24 protein-coding genes are annotated in these 10,591 nt (G+C 51.0%); all 24 read right to left on the bottom strand.

The window, feature by feature from the left end; translation table 11 throughout:
* Nucleotides 1-6 precede the first annotated feature (6 nt).
* On the bottom strand, nt 7-441 hold the full coding sequence (gene rplO, locus QMZ29_RS01455) for a 50S ribosomal protein L15 (RefSeq protein ID WP_004929742.1): 435 nt from the start codon (nt 439-441) through the stop codon (nt 7-9).
* Nucleotides 442-444: 3 nt separating this feature from the next.
* On the bottom strand, nt 445-624 hold the full coding sequence (gene rpmD, locus QMZ29_RS01450; protein WP_048232028.1) for a 50S ribosomal protein L30: 180 nt from the start codon (nt 622-624) through the stop codon (nt 445-447).
* A gap of 6 nt (nt 625-630) precedes the next feature.
* Nucleotides 631-1,131, bottom strand: a complete 501-nt coding sequence (gene rpsE / locus QMZ29_RS01445; RefSeq protein ID WP_004929747.1) for a 30S ribosomal protein S5 — start codon at nt 1,129-1,131, stop codon at nt 631-633.
* A gap of 14 nt (nt 1,132-1,145) precedes the next feature.
* Nucleotides 1,146-1,499: a 50S ribosomal protein L18 gene (rplR, locus tag QMZ29_RS01440; protein ID WP_004929748.1), complete on the bottom strand. Its 354-nt coding sequence runs from the start codon at nt 1,497-1,499 to the stop codon at nt 1,146-1,148.
* A gap of 9 nt (nt 1,500-1,508) precedes the next feature.
* Nucleotides 1,509-2,042 (bottom strand): 50S ribosomal protein L6, encoded by a 534-nt coding sequence (rplF, locus tag QMZ29_RS01435; RefSeq protein ID WP_004929751.1) that lies wholly within the window; start codon nt 2,040-2,042, stop codon nt 1,509-1,511.
* Nucleotides 2,043-2,056: 14 nt separating this feature from the next.
* A complete protein-coding gene (rpsH, locus tag QMZ29_RS01430; protein WP_004929753.1) occupies nt 2,057-2,449 on the bottom strand; it encodes a 30S ribosomal protein S8 in 393 nt (130 codons plus the stop codon).
* Nucleotides 2,450-2,479: 30 nt separating this feature from the next.
* On the bottom strand, nt 2,480-2,785 hold the full coding sequence (gene rpsN, locus QMZ29_RS01425) for a 30S ribosomal protein S14 (protein ID WP_004929754.1): 306 nt from the start codon (nt 2,783-2,785) through the stop codon (nt 2,480-2,482).
* 13 nt (nt 2,786-2,798) lie between these two features.
* Entirely contained in the window at nt 2,799-3,338 is a 540-nt protein-coding gene (gene rplE, locus QMZ29_RS01420) for a 50S ribosomal protein L5 (protein WP_004929756.1), read from the bottom strand.
* Nucleotides 3,339-3,352: 14 nt separating this feature from the next.
* The gene (gene rplX, locus QMZ29_RS01415; protein ID WP_004929758.1) at nt 3,353-3,667 is read right to left on the bottom strand and encodes a 50S ribosomal protein L24; all 315 of its coding nucleotides are present in this window, start codon (nt 3,665-3,667) and stop codon (nt 3,353-3,355) included.
* A gap of 9 nt (nt 3,668-3,676) precedes the next feature.
* Nucleotides 3,677-4,048: a 50S ribosomal protein L14 gene (gene rplN / locus QMZ29_RS01410; RefSeq protein WP_000613954.1), complete on the bottom strand. Its 372-nt coding sequence runs from the start codon at nt 4,046-4,048 to the stop codon at nt 3,677-3,679.
* A gap of 172 nt (nt 4,049-4,220) precedes the next feature.
* A complete protein-coding gene (gene rpsQ / locus QMZ29_RS01405) occupies nt 4,221-4,475 on the bottom strand; it encodes a 30S ribosomal protein S17 (protein ID WP_004929760.1) in 255 nt (84 codons plus the stop codon).
* Nucleotides 4,476-4,667 (bottom strand): 50S ribosomal protein L29, encoded by a 192-nt coding sequence (gene rpmC / locus QMZ29_RS01400; protein WP_004929762.1) that lies wholly within the window; start codon nt 4,665-4,667, stop codon nt 4,476-4,478.
* Nucleotides 4,667-5,077 (bottom strand): 50S ribosomal protein L16, encoded by a 411-nt coding sequence (rplP, locus tag QMZ29_RS01395; protein ID WP_004929764.1) that lies wholly within the window; start codon nt 5,075-5,077, stop codon nt 4,667-4,669. The genes rpmC and rplP overlap by 1 nt, the downstream gene beginning before the upstream one ends.
* Nucleotides 5,078-5,089: 12 nt before the next feature.
* Nucleotides 5,090-5,788, bottom strand: coding sequence for a 30S ribosomal protein S3 (gene rpsC / locus QMZ29_RS01390; protein ID WP_004929766.1), 699 nt, complete (start codon nt 5,786-5,788; stop codon nt 5,090-5,092).
* Nucleotides 5,789-5,805: 17 nt separating this feature from the next.
* Nucleotides 5,806-6,138, bottom strand: coding sequence for a 50S ribosomal protein L22 (gene rplV, locus QMZ29_RS01385; RefSeq protein ID WP_002223844.1), 333 nt, complete (start codon nt 6,136-6,138; stop codon nt 5,806-5,808).
* A 14-nt stretch (nt 6,139-6,152) separates the two neighbouring features.
* Nucleotides 6,153-6,431, bottom strand: a complete 279-nt coding sequence (rpsS, locus tag QMZ29_RS01380) for a 30S ribosomal protein S19 (protein WP_004929772.1) — start codon at nt 6,429-6,431, stop codon at nt 6,153-6,155.
* A 14-nt stretch (nt 6,432-6,445) separates the two neighbouring features.
* Nucleotides 6,446-7,270, bottom strand: a complete 825-nt coding sequence (rplB, locus tag QMZ29_RS01375) for a 50S ribosomal protein L2 (protein WP_004929775.1) — start codon at nt 7,268-7,270, stop codon at nt 6,446-6,448.
* 18 nt (nt 7,271-7,288) lie between these two features.
* On the bottom strand, nt 7,289-7,591 hold the full coding sequence (gene rplW / locus QMZ29_RS01370) for a 50S ribosomal protein L23 (protein ID WP_004951179.1): 303 nt from the start codon (nt 7,589-7,591) through the stop codon (nt 7,289-7,291).
* Complete coding sequence (rplD, locus tag QMZ29_RS01365) at nt 7,588-8,193, bottom strand: 50S ribosomal protein L4 (RefSeq protein ID WP_004929779.1); 606 nt, start codon at nt 8,191-8,193, stop codon at nt 7,588-7,590. Before rplD ends, rplW begins: the two co-directional genes overlap by 4 nt.
* Nucleotides 8,194-8,203: 10 nt before the next feature.
* Complete coding sequence (rplC, locus tag QMZ29_RS01360; RefSeq protein WP_015379265.1) at nt 8,204-8,833, bottom strand: 50S ribosomal protein L3; 630 nt, start codon at nt 8,831-8,833, stop codon at nt 8,204-8,206.
* A 32-nt stretch (nt 8,834-8,865) separates the two neighbouring features.
* Nucleotides 8,866-9,177: a 30S ribosomal protein S10 gene (rpsJ, locus tag QMZ29_RS01355; protein WP_001181005.1), complete on the bottom strand. Its 312-nt coding sequence runs from the start codon at nt 9,175-9,177 to the stop codon at nt 8,866-8,868.
* Between the two features lie 385 nt (nt 9,178-9,562).
* A complete protein-coding gene (gene bfr, locus QMZ29_RS01350; protein ID WP_019456183.1) occupies nt 9,563-10,042 on the bottom strand; it encodes a bacterioferritin in 480 nt (159 codons plus the stop codon).
* A gap of 73 nt (nt 10,043-10,115) precedes the next feature.
* Nucleotides 10,116-10,310, bottom strand: coding sequence for a bacterioferritin-associated ferredoxin (gene bfd / locus QMZ29_RS01345; protein WP_015379266.1), 195 nt, complete (start codon nt 10,308-10,310; stop codon nt 10,116-10,118).
* A 132-nt stretch (nt 10,311-10,442) separates the two neighbouring features.
* A partial coding sequence (locus QMZ29_RS01340; protein ID WP_457774977.1) for an EF-Tu C-terminal domain-related protein occupies nt 10,443-10,591 on the bottom strand: 149 nt, incomplete at its 5' end.

Raw genomic sequence — 10,591 nt, 5'->3', positions numbered from 1 at the left:
TGCTACTTATTCCTCAATTTTACCGCCAGCAGCCTCGATAGCAGCACGAGCGCCTTTGGTGACACGCAGACCACGCAGGGTTACCGGACGAGCGACTTCGCCAGAAAGTACAACTTTCGCGAATTCGATCTGGACACCAACTACGTTAGCGGCTTTCAGCGCGTTCAGGTCGATAACATCGCCTTCAACCAGAGCCAGTTCAGACAGACGAACTTCTGCCGTGATCATCGCTTTGCGTGAAGTGAAGCCGAATTTCGGCAGACGACGGTACAGAGGCATCTGACCACCTTCAAAACCACGACGTACGCCACCGCCAGAACGAGACTTCTGACCTTTGTGACCACGGCCGCCGGTTTTACCCAGGCCAGAACCAATACCACGACCTACACGCTTAGGCGCATGCTTGGCACCTTCAGCCGGAGACAGAGTATTTAAACGCATCTGTTACTCCTCAACTTTAACCATGTAGGAAACCAGGTTGACCATACCGCGAACAGCAGGAGTATCCTCGCGCTCTACGGTGTGACCAATACGACGCAGACCCAGACCGAGCAGAGTAGCTTTATGCTTCGGCAGACGGCCAATTGAGCTGCGAGTTTGTGTAACTTTAATAGTCTTAGCCATGGTCAATTACCCCAGAATGTCGGCAACGGATTTACCACGCTTAGCAGCGACCATTTCAGGAGACTTCATATTCGCCAGAGCGTCGATAGTTGCACGAACCACGTTGATCGGGTTGGTGGAACCATAAGCTTTAGCCAATACGTTGTGCACCCCAGCAACTTCGAGAACGGCGCGCATTGCACCACCCGCGATGATACCGGTACCTTCATGAGCAGGCTGCATGAACACGCGAGAACCCGTGTGAGCGCCCTTAACAGGGTGCTGCAGGGTGCCGCTGTTCAGCGCGACGTTCATCATGTTGCGACGGGCTTTTTCCATCGCTTTCTGGATCGCTGCTGGAACTTCGCGTGCTTTGCCGTAGCCAAAACCAACGCGACCGTTACCATCACCAACTACAGTCAGTGCGGTAAAGCTGAAAATACGGCCACCTTTTACGGTTTTAGATACGCGGTTTACCGCGATCAGCTTTTCCTGCAGTTCGCCAGCTTGTTTTTCGATGTGAGCCATCTTAAACCTCTTCCTTAGAACTGAAGGCCAGCTTCACGGGCAGCATCTGCCAGTGCCTGGACTCGACCATGATATTGGAAACCGGAACGGTCAAAGGATACTTTCGCAATCCCTTTTTCCAACGCGCGCTCAGCCAGAGCTTTACCTACGGCTGCTGCTGCGTCTTTGTTACCGGAATACTTCAGTTGCTCCGCGATAGCTTTTTCTAAAGTAGAAGCGGCTACCAGTACTTCAGAACCGTTTGGAGCAATCACCTGTGCGTAAATATGACGCGGGGTACGATGTACCACCAGGCGGGTTGCACCCAGCTCTTGGAGCTTGCGGCGTGCGCGGGTCGCACGACGGATACGAGCAGATTTCTTATCCATAGTGTTACCTTACTTCTTCTTAGCCTCTTTGGTACGCACGACTTCGTCGGCGTAACGAACACCTTTGCCTTTGTAAGGCTCAGGACGACGGTAAGCGCGCAGATCTGCTGCTACCTGGCCAATAACCTGCTTATCAGCGCCTTTCAGCACGATTTCAGTTTGGCTTGGGCATTCAGCAGTGATACCTGCCGGCAGCTGGTGATCGATAGGGTGAGAGAAGCCCAGGGCCAAATTCACCACGTTGCCTTTAACGGCAGCACGATAACCAACACCTACCAGTTGAAGCTTTTTGGTGAAGCCTTCGGTAACACCAACAACCATTGCGTTCAGCAGAGCGCGCGTGGTACCCGCTTGAGCCCATGCGTTAGCAAAACCTTCGCGCGGAGCGAAAGTCAGTGCGTTAGCTTCTTGCTTCACTTCAACGGCGTCGTGGATAGTACGAGTCAACTCGCCGTTTTTACCCTTAATCGAAATAACCTGACCGTTGAGTTTTACCTCTACGCCGGCAGGAATGACGACGGGTGCTTTTGCAACACGAGACATTCTTTCCTCCCGAATTAAGCTACGTAGCAGATAATCTCGCCACCAAGACCAGCCTGGCGAGCTGCACGATCGGTCATAACACCTTTAGAGGTAGAAACAACAGCGATACCCAAACCGGCCATAACTTTTGGCAGCTCATCTTTTTTCTTGTAGATGCGCAGACCTGGACGGCTGATACGTTGAATGCTTTCTACCACAGCTTTGCCCTGGAAGTACTTCAGTACCAGTTCCAGAACAGGCTTGGCGTCGCCTTCGATTTTGAAATCTTCAATAAAACCTTCTTCCTTCAGCACGTTGGCAATTGCCACTTTCAGCTTGGAGGAAGGCATGGTGACCGCAACTTTGTTCGCGGCTTGACCGTTACGGATACGGGTCAGCATATCCGCGATCGGATCTTGCATGCTCATCTGTCTTTACTCCCGTGATTCAATTGGTAATTACCAGCTAGCCTTTTTCAAGCCTGGTACTTCACCGCGCATAGCGGCTTCACGAAGCTTAATACGGCTCAACCCGAATTTGCCCACATAACCATGTGGACGGCCAGTTTGGCGGCAGCGTTTACGCTGACGAGACGGGCTGGAATCACGCGGCAGAGTTTGCAGCTTGAGAACGGCATTCCAACGATCTTCATCGGATGCGTTCACATCAGAGATAATAGCTTTCAGTTCAGCGCGTTTTGCAAAGAACTTGTCAGCTAATTTCACGCGCTTGACTTCGCGTGCTTTCATTGATTGCTTAGCCATCAGTAACCCTGCCTTACTTGCGGAACGGGAAGTTAAAAGCAGCCAGCAGCGCGCGGCCTTCATCATCAGATTTCGCAGTAGTGGTAATGGTAATATCCAAACCACGAACGCGATCGACTTTGTCGTAGTCGATTTCTGGGAAGATGATTTGCTCACGCACGCCCATGCTGTAGTTGCCACGGCCATCGAATGACTTGGCGGACAGGCCACGGAAGTCACGGATACGTGGAACAGCAATGGAGATCAGACGCTCAAAGAACTCCCACATGCGTTCGCCACGCAGAGTTACTTTACAGCCGATCGGATAGCCCTGACGGATTTTGAAGCCTGCAACAGATTTGCGGGCTTTGGTGATCAACGGTTTTTGACCGGAGATAGCTGCCAGGTCCGCTGCGGCGTTATCCAGCAGTTTCTTGTCAGCAATCGCTTCACCAACACCCATGTTCAGGGTGATCTTCTCGACCCGAGGGACTTGCATGACAGAGTTGTAATCAAACTGAGACATCAGTTGTTTGACTACCTCGTCTTTGTAGTAATCATGCAGTTTCGCCATCGTATTACTCCAAATTACTTGATAGTTTCGCTGTTAGACTTGAAGAAACGGACTTTTTTGCCGTCTTCGAATCTAAAGCCTACACGGTCAGCCTTGCCGGTAGCCGCGTTGAAGATAGCAATGTTAGAAACCTGAATTGCAGCTTCTTTTTCAACAATGCCGCCTGGTTGGTTCAGAGCCGGAACCGGCTTCTGGTGTTTCTTAACCAGGTTGATGCCTTCAACAATGACCTTGCCAGCAGACAGGACATTTTTTACTTTACCGCGCTTACCTTTGTCTTTCCCGGTAATCACGATAACTTCGTCATCACGACGGATCTTCGCTGCCATGTTCGCTCCTTAGAGTACTTCTGGTGCCAGAGAGATAATTTTCATGAACTTCTCATTACGCAGTTCACGAGTTACCGGCCCAAAAATACGCGTACCGATAGGCTGCTCGCTGTTATTGTTCAAAATAACGCATGCATTGCCATCGAAGCGAATGACAGAACCGTCCGGGCGACGTACACCCTTCTTGGTGCGCACCACTACCGCCTTCAGAACATCGCCTTTCTTCACCTTACCGCGAGGAATTGCTTCCTTGATGGTAATTTTGATGATGTCGCCGACGCCTGCGTAGCGACGGTGCGAGCCACCTAGAACCTTGATACACATTACGCGACGTGCACCGGAGTTGTCGGCGACGTTCAGCATAGTCTGTTCTTGGATCATTTTAGTGCTCCGCTAATGTCAACTACTACTTTAAAGACCCAAGTAAAAATTAGGCCGTTGAAAAGCCCCATAACCGAGGGCGCAGCATTATAACACCGCTTACTTGGTATGGGTAGAAAAAATAAACGGCTCATTTTCTGAGCCGTTTATTAAGTGAGAGCCAGCTACTCTATTACAGAATCGCTTTCTCTACAACGCGAACCAACGTCCAGGACTTAGTCTTGGACAGTGGGCGGCATTCGCGGATTTCCACCACGTCGCCGGTACCACATTCGTTGTTCTCGTCATGTACGTGCAGCTTGGTCGTACGTTTGATGAATTTCCCATAGATCGGGTGCTTCACAGTACGTTCGATAGCAACAACGATGGATTTCTCCATTTTATCGCTAACAACACGACCCTGCAGGGTACGGATAACTTCAGTCATTTACACACCCGCCTTTTGAGTCAGTAAAGTCTTAACGCGTGCGACGTCACGACGCACTTGTTTCAACAGGTGAGTTTGTTGCAGCTGGCCACTGGCCGCCTGCATGCGCAAGTTGAATTGCTCACGCAGCAGGTTGAGCAGCTCGGCATTCAGCTCTTCAACGCTTTTTTCACGCAGCTCTTGTGCTTTCATTACATCACCGTCTTAGTTACAAAGGTGGTTTTGATCGGCAGTTTCGCTGCTGCCAGTTTGAATGCCTCGCGGGCAACCTCTTCTGGCACGCCGTCCATTTCGTACAGGACCTTACCAGGCTGGATCAGGGCAACCCAATACTCCACGTTACCCTTACCTTTACCCATACGCACTTCCAGCGGCTTCTCGGTGATCGGTTTGTCCGGGAATACACGGATCCAGATCTTGCCTTGACGCTTAACTGCACGAGTCATTGCACGACGAGCTGCTTCGATTTGACGAGCAGTCAGACGGCCACGGCCAACAGCTTTCAGACCGAAAGTGCCGAAGCTAACATCCGTACCTTGCGCCAGACCACGGTTGCGGCCCTTGTGCACCTTACGGAATTTTGTACGCTTTGGTTGTAACATCAGCGACTCTCCTTACTTGCGGCCTTTACGCTGCTGCTTTTTAGGTTGAGCAGCCGGTTCCGGTTGTTCAACTGCAGCCATACCACCCAGGATCTCACCTTTGAAGATCCATACCTTAACGCCGATTACACCATAAGTGGTGTGCGCTTCAGATGTGTTGTAGTCGATGTCCGCACGCAGAGTGTGCAATGGAACACGACCTTCGCGGTACCATTCGGTACGTGCGATTTCAGCGCCGCCAAGACGGCCGCTTACTTCAACTTTGATACCTTTAGCGCCAAGACGCATTGCGTTCTGTACTGCACGCTTCATAGCACGACGGAACATAACGCGACGTTCCAGCTGAGAAGTGATGCTGTCAGCAACCAATTTAGCGTCGAGTTCCGGTTTACGGACTTCGGCGATGTTGATCTGTGCAGGAACGCCAGCGATGTCCGCTACGACCTTGCGCAGTTTTTCGACGTCTTCACCTTTCTTGCCGATAACGATGCCTGGGCGAGCAGTGTGAATGGTCACACGGATGCTCTTCGCAGGACGCTCGATAACGATGCGAGAAACGGAAGCTTTCGACAGTTCCTTAGTCAGGAATTGACGAACTTTAAAGTCGCTGTCCAGGTTGTCAGCGAATTCTTTGGTATTCGCATACCAAGTAGAGTTCCAAGGTTTGACAATACCCAGGCGAATACCATTAGGATGTACTTTCTGACCCATTGCTAGTCTCCAGAGTCTCAGCGATCGGACACAACCACAGTAATGTGGCTGGTGCGCTTCAGGATGCGATCTGCACGACCTTTCGCACGCGGCATAATGCGCTTCATGCTTGGGCCTTCGTCTACGAAGATTTTCGTAACTTTCAGATCATCGATGTCAGCGCCATCGTTGTGTTCTGCGTTAGCAATGGCAGACTCCAGCACTTTCTTAACCAGACCAGCAGCTTTCTTGTTGGTGTAGGTCAGAGTTTCCAGAGCTTGCGACACTTTCTTACCGCGAATCAGGTCAGCAACAAGGCGAACCTTCTGAGCAGAAGAACGAGCGTGGCGATGTTTAGCGATAGTTTCCATCTCTTCCTCCTACCTTAGCGCTTTTTAGCTTTTTTATCAGCCGCATGGCCGCGATAAGTACGAGTCGGCGCGAATTCACCCAGTTTGTGACCGACCATTTCATCGGAAACGAACACTGGTACGTGCTGACGACCATTATGGACAGCGATGGTCAAACCGATCATGTTAGGAAAGATCGTTGAACGACGGGACCAAGTGCGCAAAGGCTTCTTGTCACCGCTTTCCACCGCTTTCTCTACCTTCTTCAGCAAGTGCAGGTCAATAAAAGGACCTTTCTTGAGAGAACGTGGCATGGCTTATCCTCTAATTATTTTTTGCTACGGCGACGTACGATGAACTTATCAGTACGCTTGTTGCTACGGGTCTTCTTACCTTTGGTCTGAACGCCCCACGGAGTTACCGGGTGCTTACCAAAGTTACGACCTTCACCACCACCGTGCGGGTGATCTACCGGGTTCATCGCCGTACCGCGAACGGTAGGACGAACACCACGCCAACGTGCAGCACCTGCTTTACCCAGAACGCGAAGCATGTGTTCAGCGTTACCGACTTCACCCAGGGTGGCGCGGCAATCAGCTGGAACTTTACGCATTTCGCCAGAGCGCAGACGCAGAGTTACGTAGGAACCATCACGAGCAACGATCTGAACGTAGGCACCAGCGGAGCGAGCCATCTGGCCGCCTTTACCTGGTTTCATTTCTACGTTGTGAACCGTTGAACCAACTGGAATGTTGCGCATCGGCAGGGTGTTGCCCGCTTTGATTGCAGCATCAACGCCAGATTGAATCTGGTCACCAGCTTTCAGGCCTTTCGGCGCCAGGATGTAACGGCGTTCGCCGTCTTTGTACAGAACCAGCGCGATGTTCGCGGAACGGTTCGGATCGTACTCCAGACGCTCAACCACAGCAGGGATACCGTCTTTGTTGCGCTTGAAGTCAACCAGACGATAATGTTGCTTGTGGCCACCACCGATATGACGGGTGGTGATACGGCCATTGTTGTTACGACCACCGCTTTTGCTCAGTTTTTCCAGCAGCGGGGCATAAGGTTTACCCTTGTGCAGCTCAGGGTTAACCACTTTAACAACGTGGCGACGACCCGGAGATGTAGGTTTACATTTAACAATTGCCATTGTTCTTACTCCTCCGACTTACTCTGCGCCGCCGATGAAGTCCAGATTCTGGCCTTCTTTCAGGGTGACGTAAGCTTTTTTCCAGTCGCTACGACGACCAACACGCTGACCGTGACGCTTCACTTTCCCTTTAACTACCAGGGTGTTCACGTCTTCGACTTCGACTTCAAACAGTTTCTGCACTGCAGCTTTGATTTCTGCTTTGGTCGCGTCTTTGGCAACTTTGAGAACGATGGTGTTGCTTTTTTCCATCGCAGCGGATGCTTTTTCAGATACGTGCGGTGCACGCAGCACTTTCAGCAAACGTTCTTCACGGATCATGCCAGCATCTCCTCAACTTGCTTCACAGCATCAGCAGTCATAACCACTTTGTCGAAGGCGATCAGGCTAACCGGATCGATACCTGCTACATCGCGCACGTCAACCTTGTACAGGTTGCGAGCTGCCAGGAACAGATTCTCATCCAGTTCACCGGTCACGATCAGCACGTCTTCCAGAGCCATATCTTTCAGTTTCTGTGCCAGCAGCTTAGTTTTAGGCGCTTCTACAGAGAACTTCTCGACAACGATCAGACGATCTTGACGTACCAGCTCGGACAGGATGCTTTTCAGCGCGCCGCGGTACATCTTTTTGTTTACTTTCTGACTGTGGTCCTGTGGCTTAGCAGCAAAGGTCACGCCGCCTGAACGCCAGATCGGGCTCTTTACAGAACCTGAACGCGCACGGCCGGTGCCTTTCTGACGCCATGGCTTTTTGCCGGAACCAGTTACTTCAGCACGGGTCTTCTGAGCACGGGTACCTTGACGGGCACCTGCTGCATAAGCAACAACAACCTGGTGTACCAGCGCTTCGTTGAAATCACGACCGAAGGTAGTTTCGGAAACAGTCAGCGCGCTTTGCGCGTCTTTCAATACTAATTCCATTGCTATCCCCTTACGCCTTCACAGCTGGTTTAACGATCAGGTTGCCACCGGTTGCGCCCGGTACAGCACCCTTAACCAGCAGCAGGTTGCGCTCAGCGTCAACACGTACTACGTCCAGGCTCTGAACGGTTACGCGCTCATCACCCAGGTGGCCAGCCATTTTCTTGCCTTTGAACACTTTGCCCGGAGTCTGGTTCTGACCGATAGAACCCGGAACGCGGTGAGACAAGGAGTTACCGTGGGTAGCGTCTTGGGTACGGAAGTTCCAGCGCTTAACAGTGCCAGCAAAACCTTTACCTTTAGAAGTACCGGTAACATCGACTTTTTTAACGTCAGCGAAGATTTCTACGCTAATTTCCTGACCTGCAGCGAACTCTTGACCTTCTTCAAGGCGGAATTCCCACAGACCACGGCCAGCTTCAACGCCAGCTTTAGCGAAATGGCCCGCTTCCGGCTTGGTTACACGGTTAGCTTTTTTGCTACCAGTGGTAACCTGAACGGCACGGTAACCGTCGGTGTCCAGGCTTTTAACCTGAGTCACGCGGTTCGCTTCAATTTCAATTACGGTTACTGGGATAGAAACGCCATCTTCAGTGAAGATACGGGTCATACCCACTTTTTTACCGACTAAACCAATCATTGTTTCAACCTCTCAATCGCTCAATGACCTGATTAACCCAGGCTGATCTGCACGTCTACACCGGCAGCCAGATCCAGACGCATCAGAGCATCAACGGTTTTCTCGGTTGGCTCAACGATGTCAACCAGACGCTTGTGAGTGCGAATCTCGTACTGATCGCGCGCGTCTTTGTTGACGTGCGGAGAGATCAGAACGGTAAAGCGCTCTTTGCGAGTTGGCAGCGGGATCGGACCACGGACTTGCGCACCAGTGCGCTTTGCAGTCTCGACGATTTCCGCGGTTGATTGATCGATCAGACGATGATCAAACGCTTTCAGGCGGATACGGATTCTTTGGTTCTGCATGAGACCAGAGCTCCAATTATTTATAAACGTAAATAATTACTCCTCACACCCATTTCGATTGATGGGGGAGTGTAATCGTCAACATATAACCCCCATATCGGGAGTATTGTTCGAAAGGCAAAAAAGGCCTGCCAATCGACTGATTCGCTAAAATCAGGCTTACCAAGATTAGGTAAGCCCGCGCATTATACGCAAAATGGCCCAGGAAGCAAGCCGCAGTTGGAAATATGCTCAGGAAATCGTCATTTTTGCGCGTTCAGTGTCAGTTTGCGGGTTAGCACGGTGAGCAGGGAATGAATTATGCTTAGGGTGGGTTGAGCTCTCCCCTGCCCCGCCGTGAAAACGGCCGCCGGCAGGAGAGGCAATGGCGAATAGGCTGAAGGCTTTACTCTTTGCGCTCCAAAATCTGGGCCTGGGCATAGTTTTGAATACCGAGGCGAGCGATGAGGTCCAGCTCGGTTTCCAGCCAGTCGATATGCTCTTCTTCATCGGCCAGGATATCGATCATCAAATCGCGGCTGACATAATCGTGAATAGAATCGGCATAGGCGATACCTTCACGCAGGTTCTTGGCACCAGCCAGCTCCAGAGCCAGATCGGAACGCAGCATCTCTTCAATGTCTTCGCCGATGTTCAGCTTGCCGAGATCTTGCAGGTTAGGAAGCCCTTCCAGGAACAGGATACGCTCGATGTAGCGATCGGCATGTTTCATTTCGTCGATCGACTCGTGGTATTCCTTGTCGTTGAGGCGCATTAAGCCCCAATTCTTGAACATGCGGGCGTGCAGGAAATATTGATTGATGGCAACCAGCTCGTTGCCGAGCAGCTTGTTGAGGTGAGCAATGATCTTTTTATCGCCTTTCATAGGTAACTCCTCCTGGCCAGTTCTAAAAGTGTAGAACCTGTAAGCCAAGAGTCAAAAATAACCTTACCCTTTGTTAGGCAACTTCATGCATTGGGATGATAGTTCCGCGTTCCTCCACCATAATCTGTCTTGCCTGACGAATGCACTTTCCACAATCGGTACCAATCGGCACAAGTTCACGCAGCTGCTTCATGGTATGGGGATTGTGCTGACGCACCGCATTACGGATCGCTTTGTCAGTCACCGCATTACACAGACATACATACATAGAGAGACTCACTTCTTAACCAATGCATTGAGTCTAAATAGGAATGGTTTTTATTTCAATTAAGATTTGAGCAAATTGCATAAAAAAAGGGCACCGAAGTGCCCCTTTTTTGTGTCGAAAAATTATTCGCGATTAAGCGATAACTTTAGCAACAACACCAGCGCCTACAGTACGGCCGCCTTCACGGATTGCGAAACGCAGACCGTCGTCCATCGCGATTGGGTGAATCAGGGTTACAACCATGTTCACGTTGTCGCCTGGCATTACCATCTCTACGCCTT

This window comes from Serratia sp. PF-27, from assembly GCF_030053255.1.
Classification (GTDB): Bacteria; Pseudomonadota; Gammaproteobacteria; order Enterobacterales; family Enterobacteriaceae; genus Serratia; species Serratia bockelmannii.
This window is presented reverse-complemented; position numbering and strand designations above follow the sequence as displayed.

Bases quoted from the DNA above. Each gene is read 5' to 3' on its own strand.
- rplO (WP_004929742.1), bottom strand. From the start codon at position 441: ATGCGTTTAAATACTCTGTCTCCGGCTGAAGGTGCCAAGCATGCGCCT.
- rpmD (WP_048232028.1), bottom strand. From the start codon at position 624: ATGGCTAAGACTATTAAAGTTACACAAACTCGCAGCTCAATTGGCCGT.
- rpsE (WP_004929747.1), bottom strand. From the start codon at position 1,131: ATGGCTCACATCGAAAAACAAGCTGGCGAACTGCAGGAAAAGCTGATC.
- rplR (WP_004929748.1), bottom strand. From the start codon at position 1,499: ATGGATAAGAAATCTGCTCGTATCCGTCGTGCGACCCGCGCACGCCGC.
- rplF (WP_004929751.1), bottom strand. From the start codon at position 2,042: ATGTCTCGTGTTGCAAAAGCACCCGTCGTCATTCCTGCCGGCGTAGAG.
- rpsH (WP_004929753.1), bottom strand. From the start codon at position 2,449: ATGAGCATGCAAGATCCGATCGCGGATATGCTGACCCGTATCCGTAAC.
- rpsN (WP_004929754.1), bottom strand. From the start codon at position 2,785: ATGGCTAAGCAATCAATGAAAGCACGCGAAGTCAAGCGCGTGAAATTA.
- rplE (WP_004929756.1), bottom strand. From the start codon at position 3,338: ATGGCGAAACTGCATGATTACTACAAAGACGAGGTAGTCAAACAACTG.
- rplX (WP_004929758.1), bottom strand. From the start codon at position 3,667: ATGGCAGCGAAGATCCGTCGTGATGACGAAGTTATCGTGATTACCGGG.
- rplN (WP_000613954.1), bottom strand. From the start codon at position 4,048: ATGATCCAAGAACAGACTATGCTGAACGTCGCCGACAACTCCGGTGCA.
- rpsQ (WP_004929760.1), bottom strand. From the start codon at position 4,475: ATGACTGAAGTTATCCGTACCCTGCAGGGTCGTGTTGTTAGCGATAAA.
- rpmC (WP_004929762.1), bottom strand. From the start codon at position 4,667: ATGAAAGCACAAGAGCTGCGTGAAAAAAGCGTTGAAGAGCTGAATGCC.
- rplP (WP_004929764.1), bottom strand. From the start codon at position 5,077: ATGTTACAACCAAAGCGTACAAAATTCCGTAAGGTGCACAAGGGCCGC.
- rpsC (WP_004929766.1), bottom strand. From the start codon at position 5,788: ATGGGTCAGAAAGTACATCCTAATGGTATTCGCCTGGGTATTGTCAAA.
- rplV (WP_002223844.1), bottom strand. From the start codon at position 6,138: ATGGAAACTATCGCTAAACATCGCCACGCTCGTTCTTCTGCTCAGAAG.
- rpsS (WP_004929772.1), bottom strand. From the start codon at position 6,431: ATGCCACGTTCTCTCAAGAAAGGTCCTTTTATTGACCTGCACTTGCTG.
- rplB (WP_004929775.1), bottom strand. From the start codon at position 7,270: ATGGCAATTGTTAAATGTAAACCTACATCTCCGGGTCGTCGCCACGTT.
- rplW (WP_004951179.1), bottom strand. From the start codon at position 7,591: ATGATCCGTGAAGAACGTTTGCTGAAAGTGCTGCGTGCACCGCACGTA.
- rplD (WP_004929779.1), bottom strand. From the start codon at position 8,193: ATGGAATTAGTATTGAAAGACGCGCAAAGCGCGCTGACTGTTTCCGAA.
- rplC (WP_015379265.1), bottom strand. From the start codon at position 8,833: ATGATTGGTTTAGTCGGTAAAAAAGTGGGTATGACCCGTATCTTCACT.
- rpsJ (WP_001181005.1), bottom strand. From the start codon at position 9,177: ATGCAGAACCAAAGAATCCGTATCCGCCTGAAAGCGTTTGATCATCGT.
- bfr (WP_019456183.1), bottom strand. From the start codon at position 10,042: ATGAAAGGCGATAAAAAGATCATTGCTCACCTCAACAAGCTGCTCGGC.
- bfd (WP_015379266.1), bottom strand. From the start codon at position 10,310: ATGTATGTATGTCTGTGTAATGCGGTGACTGACAAAGCGATCCGTAAT.